This window comes from Pedobacter cryotolerans (assembly GCF_005116475.1).
Lineage (GTDB): Bacteria > Bacteroidota > Bacteroidia > Sphingobacteriales > Sphingobacteriaceae > Pedobacter > Pedobacter cryotolerans.
The window spans coordinates 131,303-154,025 of sequence record NZ_SWBO01000004.1 but is presented as its reverse complement, the minus strand read 5'-3'; the positions used below and the strand labels follow the sequence as shown (position 1 = coordinate 154,025).

The window sequence follows — 22,723 nt, the reverse complement described above, 5'->3', positions numbered from 1 at the left end:
ATGCGTTATGCCACCACCAATTTCTATTTACATTTACTTGTTTCATTCTGTTGGCAAATATGTGATTGTTTTTGATTAAATGCAAACTTTTTGTAATTATTTAGGTTTAACTTCTGTCATTAATTCTTTAATTGCCACTAAAAGCTGTTCATCTTTACCTTTATCAATCATTCCGGGCATATTTTTAACCTGTATATCTGGCTTTGTTTCGTTGTTTTCTAACCATTCGCCTGCTTTATTTTTAGCACTTACTGGTATCGATCCCCATCTTGTACCATCAATTAATGTTTCCCATCCTGCAAAACTACAAGTGCCAGGAACGGGCATACCAACAGTTTTACCAATTTTTAAATCTTTATAACCACAAGAAAAACAATGCCCATCGCTATAATTTGCCTCATTAAACATGGCTAATGTTGGCTTAGTCCACCTAAAAGTCGGCTCACCACCTACTGAGCGTTTATCAGTTGCGTAATCTAAAAACTTCTGACCAGTAAAAAACATGGCTAAATCTGAAACTAAATCACCACCACCATTAAAGCGAGTATCAACAATTACTGCCTTTTTATCGGCATATTTACCCATCATTTCTTCATAAACATTTCTATAAGGTCCATCACTCATTCCAGGTATGTGTACATATCCCAATTGGCCATTACTTAAACTATCAACCTCTGCTTGGTTTGTTTTCACCCATCTTCTGTACAAAAGCTGATTTTCTAAACCTATACTAATTGGCTTCATTGTTAACTGCTCTCTTTGTCCGTTTTTTGGATTTAAAACTTCTAACAAAGTCAGTTGCCCAGCTTTTCTATTCAAGTATTTTGCAATATCTTGATCAGCGGCTATCAGTTGACCATCTATTTTTTCGATGACCATTCCTTTTTTGGCCACCTTATTTGCGGCTCTATCTAATGGACCACCTGCTAATATTTCATCAATCAATATACCATCACCTTTATGTTTATGATCAATTAATACCCCTAAAGAAGCCGTAGCATCATCACTAGGCGAGTTACTCGAAAACCTTGCACCAGAGTGAGAAACGTTTAGCTCACCCAACAGCTCTGAAAGCATTTCAGCAAATTCATAGCTATTGCCAATGTGAGGCAAATATTTTTTGTAGGCAGGTTTTAATGCTTCCCAATCTGCTCCATGCATATCAGCTGTGTAAAACATCCCTTTATTTCTTAGCCAAACATGCTCAAACATATATTCCCTTTCAGCTTCTGTATTTACCATCACTTCGCCTTCGATGGTAATGGGTTCTCTTTTATTATTTTCGGTGTTAATCTTAGCAATTCTTCCGCCACTTAATAAATACAAGTTTTTTTGAGCTTTGTCCCAAGTTAAACTACCACTAGATCCATCAAGGGCAATTTCCATTTTAGTTTCCTTGGTTCTCAAATTTGTACTCCATAAGTTTGTTCCCTTTTCGAAACTTGCTAAATAATAAAGCTTTTCGCCATCCTTTGAAATTACAGCATCGCTTAGCGACGAAGAATGTATAGTTAATCTAGCTTTTCTCATTTCTATTCCATCCCAATCAAAAGTTATTGTAGAATCTGGTTTAGCAGGTTTTTTACCCGTTTCTTTTTCTACTTTTTTATCGGCCTCATCTTTAGCTTTCTTTTGAGCAATCTCCATGTCTTTTAACAATGAGAAATCATCTTTATCCAAGTTAAATCTATCCCAAGCATCTTTGGTAAAAAACATTCCGTAAACATCACGTTGCGAAGAACCTGAATTGGCCTGAGATTTCATTCCATCTCTGTTGCTAAACCATAACATTTGTTTACCGCCATTTACCCATTTAGCATTGCCATCGCCAAAACCGCTTTTTGTTAGGTTACGCATAGGCAATTTTCCTTTTGAATCTAATAAAACAACTTCGCCATTAGACATTGTGGGGCGGTACGTTGCTAGCAGCCATTTGCTATCTGGACTCCAGGTAAAATATTGGTCGCCATCTTGCATGTAAAACAATTCATCTGGTGATAATAGCGTTACAGTTTGCTTACTTGCTAAATCCATCACTCGCAAAGATCTTCTATCTTCTATAAAAGCTATCTTTTTACCATCTGGTGAAATATTTGGCATATAATTATCTTTGCTGTTGCTCACCAAAGGTTTTTCATCTAACAAAGTTGATGCAAAGAAATAGGCTTCTTCTTTACGAGCCTTTTTCACTTCGTAAATGCGCCATTTCCCATCTCGTTCACTTGCATAAACAATAGACTTTCCATCTGGCGCAAACTCTACAAATCTTTCCTGTTCTGATGTATTTGTAATACGCTTGGTCATTTTACCATCGGCAGAAGCTACAAACACTTCACCTCTTGCAATAAATGCAACTTCTTTGCCATCAGGCGATACAGCCATTTCTCTTACTCCACCATTAATGGCTATTACACTTTCGTTGTTGTTTTTATCTTGTGTATTGATAACGATATCTACTTTTTTTGGTTGTTGATTAGCTTGAAGTGTATAAATTTCTCCATCATAACCAAAACATAAAACACCATTTTTTGCTGAACTCAAAAATCGAACTGGAAAAGTTTTAAAATTAGTAATTTGTTCACTCTTCGCATTAGCGGATAATGGCATTTTGTGAATGTTAAAGTTTCCACTTTGTTCACTTAAATAAAAAATACTTTTATCCTGGTCTGCAAATACGGGATTTCTATTTTCGCCATAGAAACTACTTATTTGTTGATGTTTATCCGTTTTTTTATCATAAAGCCAAATTGCTCTTGCAACTGCAGATTTATGATGTTTTCTCCACTCGTTTTCTCCACCTTTTTTATCATGATAAATCATCTTATTACCATCATTACTAAGCTGTACATATTCTGCAGGGATTGTAAAAACCTGATTTACGCGACTTCCTTCTGTAGCTACGCTATAAAGTTCTGGCTGTGAACCTGTCGGGAATTGACGGTGAATGGCATCATCTTGTCTAACACCGCCAAATATGATCGATTTATTATCAGCTGCAAAACTATAAGGAAATTCATCGGTAGAATGGTAGGTTAATCTTTTTGCGGCACCACCATTTGCATTCATTAAAAAAATATCAAAATTGCCCAATCGATTAGAGGCAAAGGCTATTTGCTTTCCATCTTTACTCCATACTGGCATAAAATCATGAGCATCATGAAAAGTAATCTGTTTTGCTGTACCACCGTTACTTTGTACAGTATATAAATCACCTTTATAGGTAAATACAATGGCAGTACCATCGGGTGAAATTGAAGGATAACGCATCCATTGAGGTTTATCTTGTGCGCCAGCAAACAGGGTACAAAAACATAATACGAGCGTAAAAATTTTGTTCATTTTAATTAAATTTTAGATGAACTAATGTATAGCAAATAGATTTACCTTAAACGCAATTTTAGTAACATTTAAGTGATATTATATTTTTAAAATTTAATCTTGTAGCGTATTACTGCTTCATATCGTTATCTCAAAAGTTTTCAAATTATAATGTATCAATAGATTTATGCTGAAACTTATCTTAAAATGTTATAATTATTTACATTTAAAAAAAATTAACTATTAATTAATTATAATTTGACAAAACAGCAATAATAAAAAGAATAAATCCAAAAACTATAGAAATAGTTATTCTAAAATTAAAATTTATATTTGTTTTCAATCAACCCTTTAACAATCTCAAAATGATTAAATTTTTAAAAACTACTAAAATCTTATTTGCAACATTAGCACTTCTCGCTTTTTTTACCTCATGCGAAAAAACAGAACAACCTATTAAATTAAGAGTAAATCAATTTAAACAAACTGCTGTAGCTGTTGGCCCAATCATGACGTTATCTATTCAAAAAGAAACACAAATAGGCACCCAGAATTGGACACCACTTTACGGAGATATTGTTGGCTTTGAATATCAACCAGGGTATATTTATGATTTACTTGTTACAGAAGTAGAAATATTAAATCCACCTGCAGATGGCAGCCAAAAAGGCTATCAACTTAAACAAATTTTAACTAAAACTAAAGTTAGCTCAAATGATAATTTCACGTTAGATTTAAAATTAAATGATACAATTTTTGTTAAAGGGAGCTTAAGTGCAGGTTATAATATATTAGAACAGGTTGATATAGATTGTAGTAATTTATGCACCGATTTTAACAATCTACTACAGTCTAATGCTGTAAAAATTAGAGGTAAATTTACCTTAAACAGCAATGGATCAATAAAATTGATCGAATTAACTACAGATTAAAATTATTTTTAAAAAGCAAAAACAAATTTGTTTAGGTGATGTTCTTTTCATGAATTACATTACTCAATACGATAAAGTATTTTTATATATTGGATAGTGATAAAATTCAAATAACATCTACCCATGTTTAACAAAACCCTTACCTTTTAGTGAGGGTTTTGTTTTTTAATCATTTTATAACTATTTCGTCTCTTTTAAAAAGTTTGAGATATAATTATAAAGCTTATTGTTACCCCAAATCATTTGAGCAATCATAGGAACGTGTTTTTTACCTGCTATTAAATGCATAGTGACTGGTATTTTTTTTTCTTTTAACGTTTTATAGATCCTTTCTGATTGAATTTGAATTGCTGGATAGGTTTTACTTCCATATAAAATTAAATGAGGATTGTTGATTTGATTAACATAAAATAATGGAGAACCCATTTGCCAAGTTTTTTTATCAGATGAAAATGTTCTAACAAAATCATCATAATAGCTATCTTTTTCTGCTTTACTTAAATATTCTTCCATATCTAAGCCAAAAGCATCATTTAATATAATACCTTTTATTGGATTGTTAATACCAAGTGTTTTAAAATATTGAGGGTCTGCGTTAATCAGCTCTGCTAAATGACCACCTGCAGAATGTCCCATTAAAAAAATTCTTTGTGGATTGCCACCATACGTTGCAATACTATCTTGCACCCATTTTACAGCCTGAGCACTTGCCTGAGCCATTTCTTTATAAGTAGCATTTGGTGCCAAAGGATAATTTATGATTGCAGTTACAACATTGTTTTTAGCCAAATTACGCCCCAACCACCAGTAAGTTTCTTTTTTGCCGCTGCTCCAAGAGCCGCCATGTATAAATACAATTACATCTTGATTTTGTAAATTATCTTTTTGGTGATAAATATTTAATGAATAGGCTTCATTAGCATTAGCTGTGTAATTTATATTCTTATGAACTCGAATTTGTGCAGAAGCAGTAAAAACCTGACCAATAAAGGCTAACAACATAATGAGCATTTTGAGATTGGAGATATGAGTTGTGAGATAGGAAAACAACTCACTCTTACCTTTTACATTTTCCATTTATTTAATTAAGGGATTTTTCTCTTTCGCAAACAGTTCAAAAACTTTTTTATCAGTAAATTTCGGAAACAATTTATTCATCCATACGGCTAATTTTCCTTGCCCAGTCATAATTAATGTTCGTTTTTTTGCTAAAATGCCATCACTAATTCTTTCTGCAACTTCCTCTGCCGACATCATTTTACCTTCTTCCATGCTTGTTTCTCCGTGGGATGAACCATCTTTAGCCAATGCCGCAACGCGGATATTGGAAGTGGTAAAACCCGGACAAGCCACCATTACATGCACCCCTGTTTTTAAATTTTCTGTTCTTAAAGATTCCATAAAACCATTCATTGCAAATTTTGATGACGAATAACCAGTTCTACCTGGCAAACCTCTGTAACCTGCAATAGAAGATACGCCAACAACACTACCTTTGGTTTTTAAAATTTCAGGAAATGCATATTTTGTACAATAAACAGTTCCCCAAAAGTTAACATCCATTAAATTTTTAAGTACAGACAAATCAACATCATTAAATAAAGCACGCATAGAAAGCCCAGCGTTGTTAATTAATACATCAATTTTACCAAAGGTGATTAATGTTTGTTTGATCAACATTTCGCAATCTTCTTCTTTACTCACATCACATTGTACAGCAAGTGCTTTTACCTTATATTTTTCTTCCAGCGAAGCTGTAATTTCACAAAGTGTTACATATTGGCGAGCAGCTAAAACAACATTCGCACCGCGTTTAGCTAATTCATCGCCCAATGCTTTACCAATTCCAGATGATGCACCAGTAATGATGACAACCTTATTTTTATAATCCATTTTTATTTTCGAAGTAAGTTTTACATTCTTCAATTTTGTCGGTGTTGATGATTACTAGACCTAACTTGCTGAGTTGTTGCCAGCAATCTTTGTTATCTGGGGCGCCCCAAAACCGAAAGTATCTATTCTTTAAGTTGGCCTTTTTTACAGCCTCCAATAATTTCTTTTGATCAGCTGATGAAATTTCTCCTACCTCATTCCATTTGCTATAATTAGTAAATTTATCACTAATCATTGTTACTTTTTTAAAATCAACTTTAGGATAATTGATGTTAGGTAATCCATCAAAAAATAACCAATTAGGATAAGTATGAAATTTGGTAAATTCTGGTCTATTGCCACTAATTACAAGCTGGATATTTAACTTGCGGTTACTCCTCTTAAAAATAGATCCATATTTTTCAATCTCTCTTTTTAATACTGGATAAACTTTTCCCCACTCATCTTTGATATCAATCATTAAGCTAAAAGTGTACTGTTTATCGTTGCTAACTCTTTTAATATTTTGTTTAAAAAGTTGAGCAATGGGGTCGAGGTAAATTTTTCCTAAAGTATTTTTTGGATCGATTTCTTTTCTGCTGTGAGCAACAATTAACGAATCGCCTACTAAAAAAACATCTACCTCAATTTCAAATATTTTATTTTGGTAAGCCGTAAAAAATGGCTCTTGCTGTAGGTAATCGTTATGCGAATGAATTTTAACTTGAGCAAAACAAGCTACACCAATTAATAAAAATAAAGCAAGGCAGATTAACTTCTTCATCGCCGATTATTTGATGAATGAACCTTCATACGGAACTCGAGTAATAATTGATCGACCTAAAGTAATTTCATCGGCATATTCTAATTCTCCGCCAAAGGCGATACCTCTTGCGATTGTTGTAATTGGAATTTGAAAATCTTTTAATCTTTTATGTAGATAAAAAAGTGTAGTATCACCCTCCATGTTTGCACTTAGCGCTAAAATAATTTCTTTTACGGGCCTTGTTGCCACACGTTGCACTAAACTATCTATAAATAAATCTGATGGCCCAACTCCATCCATCGGAGAAATTAAACCTCCTAAAACATGGTAAACCCCAAAAAATTGATTGGTATTTTCTATTGCCATCACATCTCGAGTATCTTCTACCACACAAATGGTTTCTTTTTCTCTCTTTACCGAAGTGCAAATGCTACAAGTTTGATGATCGGAAATATTATGGCAAATGTTGCAGTGTTTAATTTCTTCTTTTAACCTTATTAAAGTATTGCCAAAATGCGAAACTTCTTCTTGTTCTTTACTCAATAAATGCAATACCAAACGTAAAGCAGTTTTTTGCCCTACTCCAGGTAATTTAGAAAATTCGTTTACAGCATCTTCAAGCAGTTGAGAAGAAAAATTCATTTTGCAAATTTAGGTTTATTTATAGCATCTAAAAAATATAAGTTAGGCTAAACGCAGTTTAATGAATAAGCAGCTAATCTCTAAGTTTAAAACAAACATTAAAAATTAGCTTTCTGTATTTTAATTAAGTGTGTAGCCATTTAACTAGATAGAGATTATTTTATCTCTAAATTAAAAAAAGCCAAATTTACGGCTCGATATAAAAGAAAATCATATTCGTTGTAGAGAATAAAGTGTAAATTCTTACATTTAACAACTAAATATAAATTATGAGTCCAACTATACTACTGTGTTTTCTAATTGGCTATTTTGCCGTTTTAATTATTATTGCTTTTGCAACCTCAAAAAATTCATCAGACAATGCTACTTTCTTTTTAGCCAATAAAAACTCTAAATGGTATTTAGTAGCTTTTGGTATGATAGGCACAGCGCTTTCTGGTGTAACTTTTATTTCGGTACCTGGAGAAGTTGGTGCACCAAGTGGTAATCAGTTTCAATATTTTCAATTTGTTTTAGGTAATGCTGTAGGCTTTATCATTATTGCTACTGTACTTTTACCTTTATACTATCGGATGAATTTAACATCCATCTATAGCTACATTGAGCAAAGATTAGGGCATTACAGTTACAAAACTGCAGCATCTATCTTCTTATTAAGCCGTACTTTAGGTTCTGCAACAAGATTATACTTGGTTGTAATCGTTTTACAGCGCTTTATATTTGATAGTTATGGTATCCCTTTTTGGGCAACAGTGTTAATATCATTAGGTTTAATCTGGTCATACACTTTTAAAGGTGGCTTAAAAACCATCATCATTACCGATACCTTACAAACATTTTTCTTGGTGTTATCGGTATTTTTAACCATCTACTTTGTTTGTGATAGTTTAAGTTTAAGCATACCTCAAGCTTTCGAAACCATTAAAAATAGCAGTTATTCTAAAATTTTCTTTTTAGATGATTTCGTTACCAACAAGTTCTATTTTAGCAAGCAGTTTATAGGAGGTATTTTTGTAACCATTGCCATGACGGGTTTAGACCAAGATTTAATGCAAAAAAACTTGAGCATGAAAACCATTGGCGAAGCAAAAAAGAACATGTTTACTTTTACAGGTATATTTGTAGTATTGAATATTTTCTTTTTAAGTGTTGGTGCATTATTATATGTTTTCGCTACCAAAAACGGCATCGAAATTCCTTTAGATCAAGTTACCGGCAAACCTAGAACAGATTTTCTTTTCCCAGAAATTGCCCTAAATCACTTAACTACAATACCAGCAATCGTTTTTATGTTAGGCTTAACTGCTGCAACATTTGCAACTACAGATAGTGCTTTAACCGCGTTAACCACATCTTTTTGTGTTGACTTTTTAGGCATGAGCAAAAAAGAAAACTTAGAAAAAACAGATGCCGTAAAAAAAAGACACCTAGTACATATTGGTTTCTCTGTTTTGATGTTTTTAGTAATATTAGTGATTAACGCATTGAATAGTTCATCAGTAGTTACCTTAATTTTCCAAATTGCCTCTTACACATACGGACCATTATTAGGACTTTATTCGTTTGGATTATTTGTGAGAAACCGTGGTTTACACGATAAATTAGTACCCGCTATTTGTATTATTGCACCATTTTTGTGTTTCTTATTGGCAACCTATTCTAAAGAGTTATTAGGTGGTTATGTTTTTAGTGTAGAGCTAATTTTAGTTAATGGATTAATTACCTTTGTAGGCTTATTACTGATCAGTAAAAAAACAGATCAACAAACTAAATTTTAAATGGTTCATTAGTTCAATTGTTCATTAGTTAATTAGTTCATTTGTATTTGATGTTTATCATCAGCCTAATGAACCAATGAAACCAATGAACTAATGATTAAAATATTTTAAGAAAATGACAAGTGAAGAAAAGATAAGAAGTGCTTTTGCAAATAAAGATTGGCAAGAAATAAAAGTTACAGATAGCTGGCAGATTTTTAAAATTATGGCAGAATTTGTAGATGGATTTGAGAAGTTGGCTAAAATTGGCCCTTGTGTAAGTATTTTTGGTTCTGCTCGTACAGCAGAAACTAATCCGTATTATGAAATTGCTGTAGAATGCGGCAGATTATTAACTGACAGAGGCTATGGCGTAATTACGGGCGGTGGCCCAGGTATTATGGAAGCTGGTAACAAAGGTGCTCACATGAATGGTGGTAAATCTGTAGGTTTAAACATCGATTTACCTTTCGAGCAGTTCCACAACAAATACATCGATCATAACAAACTGCTAGAATTTGATTACTTTTTCATCAGAAAAGTAATGTTTATGAAATACTCGCAAGGCTTTGTAGTTTTACCTGGCGGGATGGGAACCATGGATGAATTGTTCGAAGCAATCACCTTAATTCAAACTGGAAAAATTGCTCGTTTCCCAATAGTTTTAGTTGGTAAAGCTTATTGGGGTGGATTGGTAGACTGGATCACATCGACCATGTTAGAAAAAGAACATAACATACATGCCGAAGATTTAAACTTATTTAGATTAGTTGATACTGCCGAAGAAGCAGCCGAACACATTTTTAGATTTTATGATAAATACGTATTAAAGCCTAATTTTTAATAAAAATCGTCATTTCGACGATAGGAGAAATCTATATCAAATTTTAATAGCCAACTTTTTAGTTGGCTATTTTTTTGACATTGATTTTTGTAACTAAACGTTGCTTTTTTTATCTATAAGTTACAATCATTAACAAAATGGAAAAATTTTACACTTGGAATAAAGGCATTTTTGATAGTAACTATCAAATTTTTGAAGCTGGGCAAATACAAAGCACCATGTTTTTTGATACTTGGAGAAATGAAGCGAAAGTGATGGCTAAACAAACCTCCTATTTATTTAGAAACGATGGATTTTTAAATCCCACCACTCAAATTTACAATGATAAAAGTGAAATTATTGGTACTATTACCTATGATACTTGGAAAACCAAAGGAATAATTTTACTAAAATCTGGAGAGCAATTTACTTGCGATTTTGTAAACATTTGGCATTCTAAATGGACCGTTACAAACTTTTCCGACAAACAAATCAATTATGATTCATCAACATCACAAGGTACGGTAATGGCAAATACCGATGATGAATTAATGCTTTTTGCAGGATTTTATGTGAGAGAATATTTTACCAAAGTATTAATGGCAATTATTATAATGGTTATATTTTTCCCAATTATTATGAGGAGCTGTTAATACTTAAAAATGGCTTACACCGCCACTAACTACTAGTTTCATAGCTTCAGAAGCACTCATTTTTAAAGGCGTAATTTTTTCTTTACTCACTACGTAAACTTGCCCAGCAAACGAATAAGAAAATGGGAAATAAACAATTGCATCGCCTGGTAAATCAAGTTTTGATAAATCGTTTTGTGTTAAAAAACCAATTCGTTTGATACCGCTTTCTGCCTCAACCAAAACAGGGTTGTTAAATTTCTTTTCATCGCCTACAAAAGCTTCCGTTAAATCTTTAATAGAAGAAAAGATAAAATTAAGCAATGGAAGTCTGTTCATGGTACGCTGAAACCAATTGTACATTGGTTCGGTTACAAAGTTGGTTACCACCACACCAGCAACTAAAATTATAAATAACACCAATCCTAAACCTAAACCTGGTATATTTCTATTTTCGCCAGTTAAAGGGTTCACACCAAAAATATTATTGATGTTTAACCAACTATCTACAGTTGTAACCGCCCAAACAACAATAAATATGCTTAGGGCAATTGGCACTACAATTAACAGTCCTTTTATTAGGTAATTTAAAAGCGCTCTTCCTATCCTATTCATGCCGCAAAATTAGGTAAATTATACTGTAAACTAAACACAATTGGTTGCTCATTTTTTTTTAAAAAAGGCAAATTTGGTTCATTTAGGAAAGTTTAGTCCTGCTGTTCATTCCCTGCCTACCGCAGGCACAATCATTAAGTTAAGTACAAACGCTGTCAGTCTGAGCGCCTGCCTGCGGTAGGCAGGTAGTCGAAGACCTTTCAATGGTCAAAAACAAAAAATAAATTTTTCCTTCGAGTACCTAATGAAGGCAGGCAAGTCCTCGCCTAATAAAAAAAATTGGCCCCGGGCTTTCCATTTCCATTATATGCTTAATAAACATGGGCTTTGCTAACATGAGGGGTTTTAATAGCACATGCCTAAGTTTTTAGCCCCGATATGAGCGACATACTTTTGGCTGCAGAACACGGTGAAAAACCAGCAACGTTAAACAAAAGATACAGCGATTAGCGGGATTAACCTTAATTTTTACAGTAAAATTGCGCTTCAAAAATACTTATTCGTAAAAGTAAACTCGCTTTACACGTTGCGAAATGTTAGTTAAAATTTCATAGGGAATTGTGTTAATTTGTTTCGCTAAATCTGCAATGGTTTGTTCGTTATTAAACACGATAACCTCATCTCCTGTTTTAACATTTAAACCAGTAACATCCAACATACACATGTCCATGCAAATTGAGCCTATTGTTGGTGCCAGTTTCCCATTAATTAACATTTTACCAACGCCATTACCAAAAGCCCTGTTATAACCATCTGCATAGCCAATTTTAACTGTAGCAATAGTGCCTCCTTGGGGCATCACTCCTTTTCTACTATACCCTACTGTTTCACCAGCTTTTAATACTTTAATTTGTGTTACCGTAGTTTTTAAAACAGCAACAGTTTGTAAATTTTTACTGGTTAATGCACTATCAAAACCGTAAAGACCAATTCCCAAACGCACCATATCCATTTGAGCATTTTTCCACCTGCTAATTCCTGATGTATTTAAAGCATGTTTTATTGGTTTATAGGTTAAAAAATCAGCTATTTGCTTATAAATTTCATCAAAACTATGTAGTTGCTGAGTGGTAAATTCGTCATGTACTTGGTCTGCACTAGCTACTAAATGTGTAAAAATAGACATCACCTTAAGTTCATCAGTATTAAGAATTGGCAACAGCTCCTTCACATCATCTTGCTCAAAACCTAACCTATGCATGCCTGTATCAATTTTTAAATGGATGGGGTAATGTTGTATATCAACTGGTAAAAAATGAAGAAAACTTTTAAGAATTTGTAGATTATAAATTTCTGGTTCTAATTGATGTTTAATCATTGCATCAAATGCAGATGGTTCTGGACTCATCACCATAATTGGCATTTTTATTCCAGCTTTGCGCAGGGCGATACCTTCATCTGCATAAGCTACAGCCAAATAATCAACCTTTTGGTGTTGTAAAACATTGGCAATTTCGAAACTTCCACTTCCATAAGAAAAAGCTTTAACCATTACCATCAATTTCACTCCGGTTACTAATTGCGAGCGATAATATTGCAAGTTGTTTGTTAATGCGTTTAAATTAACCTCGAGCACAGTATCATGAATTTTTTGCGTTAAAAGCTTACTAATTCTTTCAAACTCAAACTTCCTAGCTCCTTTTATTAAAATGGTTTCGTTTACAAAATGAATAGCTGGCAACTGCTCTATAAAAGATTGTGTACGCTCAAAAAAGCATTTATCCATTTCAAATAAATCTGCAAATGATGAAATATTTGAGCCGATACCAATTAACCGATTTACATTTTTTTGGATAAGTAAAGCTGCAATTTCTCGATATAAAACTTCGCTACTTTTACCTGTTTCGTAAATATCTGATAAAATTATTGTCTTTTTGGGATGTTGATTTTGAAGGTTTAGAAAATCTAAAGCAATGGCCAAAGATGAAATATCGGCACTGTAAGAATCATCTATAATTGAGCAATTATCAACACCGTTTATTAACTCCAAACGCATACTTACTTGAGTTAACTTTTCTAACCTAACATCAGCCTCTTTTGCGGTGTAACCCAAAGCCAACAAAGTTGCCCAACAAATGATTCCATTTTCTACTGCAGCATCATCAATAAAAGGAATTAAACATTCAATTTCTTCATTTTGGTAAATAGCTCTGATGTAACTTCTACCTTCAATAGGTTCTATAAAAGTTATTTTTAAATCTGCCGCTGATGATAAGCTCCAAGAGAATTTATTTTTACCTGGTAAATCATCGATATTAACTCCAGAAACATATTCTGGCGAATAAATAAATAATTCGGCATTGTTAAATAGCAGTAGCTTTTCTTTAAGTTTTTCAATACCATTTGCAAAACCTTCTGCATGGGCTTCTCTCACATTTGTTAAAATACCAATAGTAGGATTAATTACTTCGGCTAAATGTTGCATTTCTCCTGATTTTGAAATTCCAGCTTCAAAAATCCCTAAGGTATGCTCTGGCTCTATTTGCCAAACACTTAAAGGCACGCCTATTTGCGAATTAAAACTTTTGGGACTACGAACAATATTATAATCGGCTGCTAATAATTGATATAACCATTCTTTAACAATGGTTTTACCGTTGCTTCCGGTTATACCAATTACTTTTAAATCGTTTAGTTTTCTTTTGTGTGCAGCTAAATTTTGTAGGGCTTTAATTACATCTTGTACCAATAAAAAATTGGCATCGGGATATTTTTCCGCATAGGTGGGATCAGCAATCACAAAATTCCTAATTCCATTTTTATAAGCATCGGCAATAAAAATATGCCCATCACGCTGTGCTGCAATGGCAAAAAATAAAGTTATTTGCGCATTTATTATGGTTCTGCTATCAATAAGCAGCATTTTAATTACCGAATTTGGTGTGGGTAAGAACGATTTAGCTTTTAATATTTCGGCAATATGAGCAATGGTAAACTGTTCTGGTATCATCAATTAAAAGATAAATGCTTAAATGCTGTTAATTTTTTACGAATTTCAGCAATTAATTATGAATAGCCATAAAGATAAGCCTCTCATTTTAGATAAAAAAACTGCTTTGCTTAAAGCAGAAAGTTGGTGTGCCTACCAAGAACGCTCGCAACAAGAAGCTAGAAACAAACTTTACGAGTATGGTTTGCACCAAAACGAAGTTGAAGATTTGATTACAGAACTGATTGTAACCAACTTTTTAAACGAAGAAAGGTTTGCCATGGCTTACGTATCTGGCAAGTTTAACATTAAAAAATGGGGCAAAATAAAAATTAAGCAAGGCTTGAAATTAAAAAAAGTTCCAGATAGGTTAATTCAAAAAGCACTAAATAGCATTGATGGCGATAAATATTTGGCCAATATTTTGGCAACTGCCGAAAAAAAATTAAAAGTTTTAGCAGAAAAAGATCCGCTAAAAAAGAAATATAAGCTCATTACCTACCTCCAAAGCAAAGGATTTGAAAAAGATTTAATTTTTGATGTACTGAAAGCCAATAACTTAAGCTAAACAGCTAAAAATTTATTAAATTTTTCTTGACAGAAATATAAATCTGTGTATATTTGCATTCCCAAACACAGAGAGACACTTTAAAAATCTCGAAATGTAAAAGGAACAACATCGGATGATGTTAACAATGCGAAAGTAGCTCAGTTGGTAGAGCACGACCTTGCCAAGGTCGGGGTCGCGAGTTCGAATCTCGTCTTTCGCTCTAAATGCCTTCCTACCAGGAGGCATTTAATTTTAAAAGCTTTATTGCTTTTAAGCTCGGATGGTGGAACTGGTAGACACGCAGGACTTAAAATCCTGTGCCCTCAACAGGCGTGCGGGTTCGATTCCCGCTCCGAGTACAAAAAATCGAATTGAAACCTTAGAGAAATCTAAGGTTTTTTTGTTTAATAATTATTTGAGTTGATTAGATTTACAATAACCTTAACCATCATTTCGTGTTCTTCGGGTTTGCTTTCAGCTATCATTAAAGTAAGCGCCACTAAAGCGTTATCAGCAATACGCTTAGTACCATCTGCTCTGTACAACAAATCATTTCTATCCAAAAACCAAATGAACAAATAGGCAGCAATACGCTTATTTCCATCAGAAAAGGAATGATTTTTTACCACAAAATACAACAAATTAGCTGCCTTTTCTTCTACACTTGGATATAGATCTACACCATCAAAAGTTTGGTAAATATTATTTATAGAACCTTTAAAAGAATCGTCTTTTTGATTTCCGAAGAGAGAACTGCCACCAAATTTATTTTTAAGATCTTTTATTGCGTTTATTGCTTCAATATAACCAATAACAAATAATTGCTTTGTTGTAGTGCTTTCAATTTCTAATTGTTGGTGGTCATATTTATCTAGAATATCTAATGCATAAGCATAATCTGTTACAACTTTAAGTAATCCGTTAGCCTCATCAGAGTTAAGCTCTTTACTTTTTAAAACATTACTCAACAGATTTACCGTACTTTTTAAATTTGCCAGCTGTTCAGCTTGTTCTTTTAAAAGTTTCTCATTGATGGCATAACCTTTAATCAGATATTCTTTTAATATTTTATTTGCCCAAATACGGAATTGTGTGCCTTTTTTTGAATTAACTCTATAACCAACAGAAATAATCATGTCAAGATTATAAAATTTCAGCTTCCTCCTTATATTTCTTTTACCCTCTTTTTGAACTACCGAGAAAAGCTCGGTTGTTGATTGCTCTTCTAATTCGCCATCTTTTAAAATATTTTTAATATGTAAACCAATAGTATCAGAATCTTTATCAAACAATTCCGACATTAATTTCCGCGTTAACCAAACCGTTTCATTCTCCAATTTAACATCAATACCAGTTTCTCCATCCTTAGTTTGGTAAAAAATTATTTGATTTGCTTCCATTGAGTAAATGTTTAATGTAAATGTAATTAATAACATTAAATTTAAACGAGCTCACATTTCCCTCGCCCAAACAAAAAATATTTTTCTACCTTTAAAAAAAATTCAGATACTATGGGACCTCAATCACCAGAAGGCTTACAAACCTTACTAATTTTAGCTTCAGTTTGTGTGGTAATTTTTATTACTGCTTTTTCATTAACTTTTTTCAGAAAAGCCGATACTAGCGATAAAAAGCACTAAACGCAAATTTTAAAATAATAGGTTGGCAGAAACACCAACCTATAAGAGAGGCATTGATTAAATTCTTAAATTATGGCCAAAAGGTTAATGTTCTCCATTTTCCTTCTACTTAGTTCTTGTACCATTTCTGTATCATTCAATCTTACTGCCCAAGCAGGCACAATATCGAATTTTTGCGAACTTTTAAAATATTTTGACTCATGGTTATAAGTGAGACCAATAGATGCTCCTAACTTTGCTACTTTAGCGTACGATGGCGAGTTTTCTACATGTACTAATTTTCCTTTTGTATTTTTTTCGAAAACGCCAACATAAAATGATAAACCAAAATTTGAGTTAGCAATTTTTTTATTTTTAAATTGTTTTTGCTTTTTAGGTTTATCCATTAAGCGAATACAGATTCCATTTTTAGCCGCTAAATAAATTAATTCTTTAGCAAAAAGAACAACTTCTTTAGACATTGTATTGAGCATTAACATATTGCTCTGTTCAACTTCAGCAGGAGTGATTTCTGTTTCCACATCTTGCTCTATTAGCAGATCATATAAGGCATCCCAAGTTTTATCCCACACATAAGCATCATGTCTTACATTTAATTTGTGTTGAATATTTTTAATTAAAATTTCTGTATTTAAATCGTAAGGAACTGAATTAAATAAAAGATAATACACATGAAGCCACGTTTTTGATGATGCCACGCCATCTGTTTCTATGCCAGCTTTTTCTTGTAATGCTTTAATTTTATCAGAATAATCCATATCAATAGCTTTTAAGTAAAACTTATTAAAACAACGTTTAATAAATCGCACTGCTAAATGACGGATTTTAAGAAGATTTTTTGAGCGCAGTTATACTTGTTGTAATGATCAGGTATTTTTGCTCAGCAACTAGGTAAAAATACCTGGTTGTGTTTAATTAGATAGCGTATCCAGATCAAATAATTTATGTTTAAGTGCATATAAAACAAGCCCTGCTGTATTTCTACTCTTTGTTTTTAACAATAAATTATTTCTATGCCCTTCTACTGTTCTATTGCTTAAAAATAATTTGTCAGCTATTTCATTGCTGTTCATCTGTTTGCAAATTAAAGATAATACTTCTTTTTCTCTATTAGTAAGGTTATCTTGGTCATCTAATTTAATGATATTTGCTTTTTTAACTAAGCCTTTACGCATAATTTCTAACATGGGTAAAGTGAAATAGAAATCATTTTTATAAACTTCTCTAATGGCTTGCTCAACTTCTTCTGGTTCGGCATTTTTAGCTAAATAACCATTTGCACCAGCTTGTATGGTTGCCAAAATAAAACTCTCTACCTCATGGCTACTTAATATAATTACCCTAATTAAAGGATATTTTTCTTTTAATAATTTTAAAGCATCTAAACCGTTCATCTCTGGCATAGATAGATCAAGTAAAATGATGTCTGGCTTATTAGCAGAGCTTTCACATAAAGCAAGTAATTCGAGCCCATTTTCGGCTTCAAATACAACTTGCATGTGCTCAAAAGATTTTATTAATGCAGTTATCCCCTTTCTAAAAAGTTTTTGATCATCTGCAATGGCAATTTTAATATTCATTTAGGTGGATTAAAAATTGAAAGTATAAAAAATGTGCGTTATAACATTTAAATGTTGATTTTTTTTTAATTTAGCATAAAAATAAACTTAAAATTAACGCAAATGAAACCACTACTAAACGTACCCACTATTTCTGTACCTGAAGCAAAAGCAAGAGTAGAAAGATTTAGAAAAGTATTAGCTGGGGCAATGCCAGAAGAGAATATTCCAAGAGCTGTTTTAATACCTATTGCTGATATTTTAGCTATTATAGATAAATATCAATTTACAGATAAGGATGGAAATACTAGAAATGAACTTCAAGGTGTTAGAGCATATTTTGCAATTAAAGAAGCTGATGAAAGTTTACCAAATGATGTTACCGCACTAATTGTACCCGTTAATTTAAAAGGAAATGATATCATAAATACAAGCAATTCTTTAGGAGATGAGGAAGACGATACTGACATATATGATTTTACTAAACCTTGCCCAGATGTTTGCGACCCAGAAAGCCCATTGTTTGTACCTTAATTAATTATGTTCTTAACTTATATTGTTCCTTTAAGTATTTTAATTCCTATACTTATAGGTCTTTTTAACTATAAAAATTTACAAACTAGCGGCAAGTTTGTTTTTTACTACTTAGTGGCATCTGGATTAATTAATCTAGCCGCCATTGTGCTTGTAGCATTTAGGATGACAAATTTACCTTTGCTGCACCTCTATACAATTGTTGAAGCCGTGCTGCTTTTAAGTTACTTCCGAACAATTTTCACCAATCATTTAATCAGAAAATTCCTGCTATACATCATAATTATTTTCCCCTTGCTTTGTATAATCAATTTTACTTTTATACAAAGTATTTTCACTTTTAATACCTATACAAGACCATTAGAAGCAATTTTGATCACTTTTTTCTGCTTGCTTTATCTTTATAAAAGCGGTTTTACAGAAAACTGGATTAACAAACAAACCAGTTGGTTTAACATGGGTATTTTGTTGTATTTTCCGGTAGTGTGTATCATTTTCATCTTATCAAACTACATGGTTTTTGTAAGTAAAAACAAAGAATTAAACCTAATGATTTGGCAATTTCATGCTATTATGTCTATGGTGATGTATTTGGCTATGGCCAAAGGATTTAGCTTAACCAAAACAGATGGATAATATTTATTTGCTGATATTTTATAGTGTATTGTTCATCTTTTTATTAGTTACCTTTTTTTTGGTGATGTATATCAGAAATCAAAATATGATGTGGCAACAGAAAAGACTATTTCAAGAGACTGAAATTTTACAGCAAAAAGAATTATTAAGTGCGGTTATCGAATCTCAAGAAATAGAGCGTAAAAGAATTGGAGAAGATTTGCATGATGAGATTGGCGGAACTTTATCTGCCATTAAATTGATGTTAAATGCAGCTAAAAACCAAAACACGCTTAATATAAATACTATTACTGAAGCCAAAACATTAATTGACCAAATGATTGTTGATGTGCGTAACATCGCACATGATTTATCGCCACCTGGCCTAGCCATGTTTGGACTTTACACTACTATTGAAGGCTTTACTGACTTAATTAATAATACAAAGCAAATTGAAGTAACAGTAAGCCACCAACCTTTTATTGAGCAACGTTTACTGAACGAAAAAGCCGAATTAGCTTTATTTAGAGTAATTACTCAACTAATTGCAAATACATTAAAACATGCCAACGCTTCTCAAATATCAATTGTTTTTAAACCCAATGAGCAACAGCTCGAAATAGATTATATGGATAACGGTAATGGTTTTGACCTAGTCGTTTTAGACAATAAAAAGGGGATTGGCATGCAAAACATTTACAGTAGGCTACAAATGATTAATGCCATTTTCACAATTGAAACCAAACCCAATAATGGTTTTAAAATAAACATCGTATGCCCTATTAGTTAGAAAAAGTTGATTTTTCTTCAAACTTACCCATCCAATTCCTTAAAAATCTTAAATAAAATTTTCTTTCGGAAACGTTCCCGATTTCTGTACTTTTGGTATTTATTATGCTAACCAAAATATACATGAAAAATATTTTAAGCACTTTCTTGCTTTCCATATTCATTTGCAGCGGTCTATTTGCCCAAGAGCTAAAATCGCCCAATGGCAATTTAACAATGACATTTACTTTATTAAATGACGGTGCACCAACCTACCAGCTCAATTACAAAAACAAACAAATTGTTAAAAGCAGTAAACTTGGTTTAGAACTAAAAAATGATAAAAAGTCTTTGTTAAATGATTTTACCATAGCAGATACCAAAACCACTTCTTTTGATGAAAGCTGGTCGCCAGTTTGGGGAGAAGTAAAAACTATTCGCAACCATTATAACGAATTGGCAATTACGCTAAATCAAAAAGAAAGCAACCGACAAATCATAATTCGTTTCCGTTTATTTAATGATGGATTAGGCTTTCGTTATGAATTTCCAACGCAAAAAAACCTAACATATTTTGTTATAAAAGAAGAAAAAACACAGTTTGCAATGGCAGGTGATCATACTGCTTATTGGCTGGCCGGCGATTATGATACGCAAGAATACGATTATACTACCTCTAAATTATCAGAAATTAGGGCGTTAAACGCTAAAGCGGTTACTGCCAATTTATCTCAAAAACCATTTTCGCAAACGGGAGTGCAAACTTCATTAATGATGAAATCTGCAGATGGAATTTACATCAACTTGCACGAGGCTGCCTTGATCAATTATCCAGCCATGCATTTAAACCTGGATGATCAAAATATGATCTTCCAATCGTGGTTAACACCCGATATGAAAGGCGATAAAGGTTACATGCAAGCTCCAAGCACTACTCCTTGGCGTACGGTTATGGTTAGTGATGATGCTCGAGAAATTCTTGCCTCAAAAATGATTTACAACTTAAACGAACCAAATAAAATTAAAGAAACATCGTGGATTAAACCTACAAAATACGTTGGCGTTTGGTGGGAAATGATAACTGGCAAAAGTTCTTGGGCTTATACAGACGATTATCCATCGGTAGAGCTTGGTAAAACCGATTTTACCAAAGCAAAACCTAATGGCAAACATGGTGCAAATACGGCAAACGTAAAAAAATACATCGATTTTGCCGCACAACATGGTTTTGATGCCGTATTAGTTGAAGGCTGGAACATTGGTTGGGAAGATTGGTATGGCAACTCTAAAGATTACGTTTTTGATTTTGTAACGCCTTACCCAGATTTTAACGTAACAGAAATTAGAGATTATGCCAAAGGAAAAGGCGTAAAAATGATGATGCACCATGAAACTTCCTCATCAGTGCGTAATTACGAACGTCATTTAGATACTGCCTATAAATTTATGAAAGCCAATGGTTACGATGCTGTTAAAAGTGGCTATGTAGGCGATATTTTACCTCGTGGCGAAAACCATTACAGCCAATGGATCATCAATCACTACCAATATGCATTAGAGCAAGCTGCGAAATATAAAATTATGGTAAATGCGCACGAAGCAGTTAGGCCAACAGGTATTGCTCGTACCTACCCAAATTTGCTGGGCAACGAATCTGCTCGTGGAACCGAGTATCAAGCTTTTGGTGGTTCTAAACCAAATCACGTAACCATTTTACCATTTACACGCTTACAAGGCGGACCAATGGATTACACCCCAGGTATTTTCGAGATGGATATAAGTAAAATAAATCCCAGCAACAATTCTCATGTAAATAGCACATTGGCTAATCAGTTAGCGCTGTATTTAACCATGTACAGTCCGCTGCAAATGGCTGCAGATTTACCCGAAAATTACAACAGGTTTCCTGATGCTTTTCAATTTATTAAAGATGTAGCGGTAGATTGGGATGATAGTAAATATATAGAAGCAGAACCTGGACAATATGTTACAGTTGCCCGTAAAGCTAAAAATACAGGCCAATGGTTTTTAGGTAGCGTAAATGGAGAAACGGTACGTATATCAACCATCAAATTAGACTTTTTAGAAGCAGGCAAAAAATATACCGCTACTATTTATGCCGATGCAAAAGATGCGCATTATAAAACCAATCCGCAGGCTTATACCATTCGTAAAGTTGTGGTAACTAATAAAAGTAAATTGGCTCAATTTTGTGCAGTTGGTGGTGGTTATGCTATCAGTTTTGTGGAGAATAAATAATTAACCACAGATAAAAAGGATAAACACAGATTTAAAATGAAACACATAGGAACATAGTTAACGTAGCAAAAAAAATTAAACCTATGTTTTCTTCCTATCGGCTGGTGTCCTCACCAGCCGAAACCATTATACTTAACCAGATCAATGTAGCTCATAATAATAAAGAGTTGATTTAATTGAAAATGAAAGTTCGGTGCTTTCGGGCGACAGTCCTGCTATTGCCCATAGTTTTTTTGCCGATGGCAAAAAAAGCTATTTGGCGCTATCAGGTTTATAATTTAGGGCTTGTGCTATAAAACCCCTCAAAATTGCATAAGACCTTGCGTTTTAGCCCCGACATACGCGTAAATCTTCCTATTCTTCATCGGAAATTGAAGCATTGGCGGGACTTGCTTTATTATTTTGCAGTAATTTGCGCTTCAAATTAATCATCATTTCTGTAAACACCCAAAAGTTGTCTTGTTTGGCCTTTTTATTCTCTAATGCTAATGCTACCTTTAGTTATAAAATAT

At 33.1% G+C, this 22,723-nt stretch carries 20 protein-coding genes and 2 tRNA genes; 12 read left to right on the top strand and 10 right to left on the bottom strand.

Annotated elements, in window-relative coordinates; all coding sequences use genetic code 11:
* Nucleotides 1-96: 96 nt before the first annotated feature.
* Nucleotides 97-3,339, bottom strand: coding sequence for a S41 family peptidase (locus tag FA045_RS08550; protein WP_136876512.1), 3,243 nt, complete (start codon nucleotides 3,337-3,339; stop codon nucleotides 97-99).
* A gap of 344 nt (nucleotides 3,340-3,683) precedes the next feature.
* On the opposite strand from FA045_RS08550, the gene FA045_RS08545 reads away from it, so the two are divergent.
* Nucleotides 3,684-4,250: a DUF4377 domain-containing protein gene (locus FA045_RS08545; RefSeq protein ID WP_136876510.1), complete on the top strand. Its 567-nt coding sequence runs from the start codon at nucleotides 3,684-3,686 to the stop codon at nucleotides 4,248-4,250.
* A 180-nt stretch (nucleotides 4,251-4,430) separates the two neighbouring features.
* Here the strand turns inward: FA045_RS08545 and FA045_RS08540 are convergent, their stop codons facing one another.
* Genes FA045_RS08540 through recR form a run of 4 tightly spaced genes read right to left on the bottom strand, consistent with a single transcriptional unit; the run spans nucleotide 4,431 to nucleotide 7,530 of the window.
* Nucleotides 4,431-5,327 (bottom strand): alpha/beta hydrolase, encoded by an 897-nt coding sequence (locus tag FA045_RS08540; protein WP_136876508.1) that lies wholly within the window; start codon nucleotides 5,325-5,327, stop codon nucleotides 4,431-4,433.
* On the bottom strand, nucleotides 5,328-6,143 hold the full coding sequence (locus FA045_RS08535; RefSeq protein ID WP_136876506.1) for an SDR family oxidoreductase: 816 nt from the start codon (nucleotides 6,141-6,143) through the stop codon (nucleotides 5,328-5,330).
* Nucleotides 6,133-6,906, bottom strand: coding sequence for a PI-PLC domain-containing protein (locus FA045_RS08530; protein ID WP_136876504.1), 774 nt, complete (start codon nucleotides 6,904-6,906; stop codon nucleotides 6,133-6,135). The genes FA045_RS08535 and FA045_RS08530 overlap by 11 nt, the downstream gene beginning before the upstream one ends.
* Before the next feature lie 6 nt (nucleotides 6,907-6,912).
* Nucleotides 6,913-7,530: a recombination mediator RecR gene (recR, locus tag FA045_RS08525; protein ID WP_136876502.1), complete on the bottom strand. Its 618-nt coding sequence runs from the start codon at nucleotides 7,528-7,530 to the stop codon at nucleotides 6,913-6,915.
* Nucleotides 7,531-7,799: 269 nt separating this feature from the next.
* On the opposite strand from recR, the gene FA045_RS08520 reads away from it, so the two are divergent.
* The 3 genes from FA045_RS08520 to FA045_RS08510 all read left to right on the top strand — a co-directional run bounded on the left by FA045_RS08520 (nucleotide 7,800) and on the right by FA045_RS08510 (nucleotide 10,763).
* On the top strand, nucleotides 7,800-9,308 hold the full coding sequence (locus FA045_RS08520; protein ID WP_136876500.1) for a sodium:solute symporter: 1,509 nt from the start codon (nucleotides 7,800-7,802) through the stop codon (nucleotides 9,306-9,308).
* Between the two features lie 115 nt (nucleotides 9,309-9,423).
* Entirely contained in the window at nucleotides 9,424-10,131 is a 708-nt protein-coding gene (locus tag FA045_RS08515) for an LOG family protein (protein ID WP_136876498.1), read from the top strand.
* Nucleotides 10,132-10,268: 137 nt separating this feature from the next.
* Nucleotides 10,269-10,763 (top strand): hypothetical protein, encoded by a 495-nt coding sequence (locus FA045_RS08510; RefSeq protein WP_136876496.1) that lies wholly within the window; start codon nucleotides 10,269-10,271, stop codon nucleotides 10,761-10,763.
* A gap of 3 nt (nucleotides 10,764-10,766) precedes the next feature.
* Here the strand turns inward: FA045_RS08510 and FA045_RS08505 are convergent, their stop codons facing one another.
* Together FA045_RS08505 and FA045_RS08500 are read right to left on the bottom strand one after the other, a co-directional pair.
* Nucleotides 10,767-11,357: a DUF502 domain-containing protein gene (locus FA045_RS08505; RefSeq protein WP_136876494.1), complete on the bottom strand. Its 591-nt coding sequence runs from the start codon at nucleotides 11,355-11,357 to the stop codon at nucleotides 10,767-10,769.
* A 496-nt stretch (nucleotides 11,358-11,853) separates the two neighbouring features.
* A complete protein-coding gene (locus FA045_RS08500) occupies nucleotides 11,854-14,307 on the bottom strand; it encodes a bifunctional UDP-N-acetylmuramoyl-tripeptide:D-alanyl-D-alanine ligase/alanine racemase (RefSeq protein WP_136876492.1) in 2,454 nt (817 codons plus the stop codon).
* Nucleotides 14,308-14,329: 22 nt separating this feature from the next.
* Between FA045_RS08500 and FA045_RS08495 the strand changes: the two genes are divergently transcribed.
* The 3 genes from FA045_RS08495 to FA045_RS08485 all read left to right on the top strand — a co-directional run bounded on the left by FA045_RS08495 (nucleotide 14,330) and on the right by FA045_RS08485 (nucleotide 15,195).
* Nucleotides 14,330-14,854, top strand: coding sequence for a regulatory protein RecX (locus tag FA045_RS08495; protein WP_225871306.1), 525 nt, complete (start codon nucleotides 14,330-14,332; stop codon nucleotides 14,852-14,854).
* Between the two features lie 129 nt (nucleotides 14,855-14,983).
* Nucleotides 14,984-15,056 (top strand) — tRNA-Gly (locus FA045_RS08490).
* Between the two features lie 54 nt (nucleotides 15,057-15,110).
* Nucleotides 15,111-15,195: transfer RNA gene (locus FA045_RS08485), tRNA-Leu, on the top strand.
* A gap of 45 nt (nucleotides 15,196-15,240) precedes the next feature.
* Here the strand turns inward: FA045_RS08485 and rhuM are convergent.
* Nucleotides 15,241-16,236 (bottom strand): RhuM family protein, encoded by a 996-nt coding sequence (gene rhuM, locus FA045_RS08480; RefSeq protein ID WP_136876490.1) that lies wholly within the window; start codon nucleotides 16,234-16,236, stop codon nucleotides 15,241-15,243.
* Between the two features lie 111 nt (nucleotides 16,237-16,347).
* Between rhuM and FA045_RS19135 the strand changes: the two genes are divergently transcribed.
* Entirely contained in the window at nucleotides 16,348-16,476 is a 129-nt protein-coding gene (locus tag FA045_RS19135) for a hypothetical protein (protein WP_262709609.1), read from the top strand.
* Nucleotides 16,477-16,541: 65 nt separating this feature from the next.
* Here FA045_RS19135 and FA045_RS08475 read toward each other — a convergent pair whose 3' ends face one another.
* Together FA045_RS08475 and FA045_RS08470 are read right to left on the bottom strand one after the other, a co-directional pair.
* Nucleotides 16,542-17,234, bottom strand: a complete 693-nt coding sequence (locus FA045_RS08475; protein WP_136876488.1) for a hypothetical protein — start codon at nucleotides 17,232-17,234, stop codon at nucleotides 16,542-16,544.
* Between the two features lie 153 nt (nucleotides 17,235-17,387).
* Complete coding sequence (locus FA045_RS08470; protein ID WP_136876486.1) at nucleotides 17,388-18,056, bottom strand: response regulator transcription factor; 669 nt, start codon at nucleotides 18,054-18,056, stop codon at nucleotides 17,388-17,390.
* A 102-nt stretch (nucleotides 18,057-18,158) separates the two neighbouring features.
* Between FA045_RS08470 and FA045_RS08465 the strand changes: the two genes are divergently transcribed.
* From FA045_RS08465 to FA045_RS08450, 4 genes are all read left to right on the top strand, one after another.
* Nucleotides 18,159-18,569, top strand: a complete 411-nt coding sequence (locus FA045_RS08465) for a hypothetical protein (protein WP_136876484.1) — start codon at nucleotides 18,159-18,161, stop codon at nucleotides 18,567-18,569.
* Between the two features lie 6 nt (nucleotides 18,570-18,575).
* Nucleotides 18,576-19,205: a hypothetical protein gene (locus FA045_RS08460; RefSeq protein WP_136876483.1), complete on the top strand. Its 630-nt coding sequence runs from the start codon at nucleotides 18,576-18,578 to the stop codon at nucleotides 19,203-19,205.
* Nucleotides 19,198-19,974 (top strand): sensor histidine kinase, encoded by a 777-nt coding sequence (locus FA045_RS08455; RefSeq protein WP_136876481.1) that lies wholly within the window; start codon nucleotides 19,198-19,200, stop codon nucleotides 19,972-19,974. Before FA045_RS08460 ends, FA045_RS08455 begins: the two co-directional genes overlap by 8 nt.
* A gap of 122 nt (nucleotides 19,975-20,096) precedes the next feature.
* On the top strand, nucleotides 20,097-22,211 hold the full coding sequence (locus FA045_RS08450) for a glycoside hydrolase family 97 protein (protein WP_136876479.1): 2,115 nt from the start codon (nucleotides 20,097-20,099) through the stop codon (nucleotides 22,209-22,211).
* Nucleotides 22,212-22,723 lie beyond the last annotated feature (512 nt).

Bases quoted from the DNA above. Each gene is read 5' to 3' on its own strand.
- rhuM (WP_136876490.1), bottom strand. From the start codon at position 16,236: ATGGAAGCAAATCAAATAATTTTTTACCAAACTAAGGATGGAGAAACT.
- FA045_RS19135 (WP_262709609.1), top strand. From the start codon at position 16,348: ATGGGACCTCAATCACCAGAAGGCTTACAAACCTTACTAATTTTAGCT.
- FA045_RS08450 (WP_136876479.1), top strand. From the start codon at position 20,097: ATGAAAAATATTTTAAGCACTTTCTTGCTTTCCATATTCATTTGCAGC.
- FA045_RS08550 (WP_136876512.1), bottom strand. From the start codon at position 3,339: ATGAACAAAATTTTTACGCTCGTATTATGTTTTTGTACCCTGTTTGCT.
- FA045_RS08465 (WP_136876484.1), top strand. From the start codon at position 18,159: ATGAAACCACTACTAAACGTACCCACTATTTCTGTACCTGAAGCAAAA.
- FA045_RS08545 (WP_136876510.1), top strand. From the start codon at position 3,684: ATGATTAAATTTTTAAAAACTACTAAAATCTTATTTGCAACATTAGCA.
- FA045_RS08455 (WP_136876481.1), top strand. From the start codon at position 19,198: ATGGATAATATTTATTTGCTGATATTTTATAGTGTATTGTTCATCTTT.
- FA045_RS08510 (WP_136876496.1), top strand. From the start codon at position 10,269: ATGGAAAAATTTTACACTTGGAATAAAGGCATTTTTGATAGTAACTAT.
- FA045_RS08515 (WP_136876498.1), top strand. From the start codon at position 9,424: ATGACAAGTGAAGAAAAGATAAGAAGTGCTTTTGCAAATAAAGATTGG.
- FA045_RS08540 (WP_136876508.1), bottom strand. From the start codon at position 5,327: ATGGAAAATGTAAAAGGTAAGAGTGAGTTGTTTTCCTATCTCACAACT.
- FA045_RS08475 (WP_136876488.1), bottom strand. From the start codon at position 17,234: ATGGATTATTCTGATAAAATTAAAGCATTACAAGAAAAAGCTGGCATA.
- FA045_RS08520 (WP_136876500.1), top strand. From the start codon at position 7,800: ATGAGTCCAACTATACTACTGTGTTTTCTAATTGGCTATTTTGCCGTT.
- FA045_RS08460 (WP_136876483.1), top strand. From the start codon at position 18,576: ATGTTCTTAACTTATATTGTTCCTTTAAGTATTTTAATTCCTATACTT.
- FA045_RS08505 (WP_136876494.1), bottom strand. From the start codon at position 11,357: ATGAATAGGATAGGAAGAGCGCTTTTAAATTACCTAATAAAAGGACTG.
- FA045_RS08500 (WP_136876492.1), bottom strand. From the start codon at position 14,307: ATGATACCAGAACAGTTTACCATTGCTCATATTGCCGAAATATTAAAA.
- FA045_RS08495 (WP_225871306.1), top strand. From the start codon at position 14,330: ATGCTGTTAATTTTTTACGAATTTCAGCAATTAATTATGAATAGCCAT.
- FA045_RS08530 (WP_136876504.1), bottom strand. From the start codon at position 6,906: ATGAAGAAGTTAATCTGCCTTGCTTTATTTTTATTAATTGGTGTAGCT.
- recR (WP_136876502.1), bottom strand. From the start codon at position 7,530: ATGAATTTTTCTTCTCAACTGCTTGAAGATGCTGTAAACGAATTTTCT.
- FA045_RS08535 (WP_136876506.1), bottom strand. From the start codon at position 6,143: ATGGATTATAAAAATAAGGTTGTCATCATTACTGGTGCATCATCTGGA.
- FA045_RS08470 (WP_136876486.1), bottom strand. From the start codon at position 18,056: ATGAATATTAAAATTGCCATTGCAGATGATCAAAAACTTTTTAGAAAG.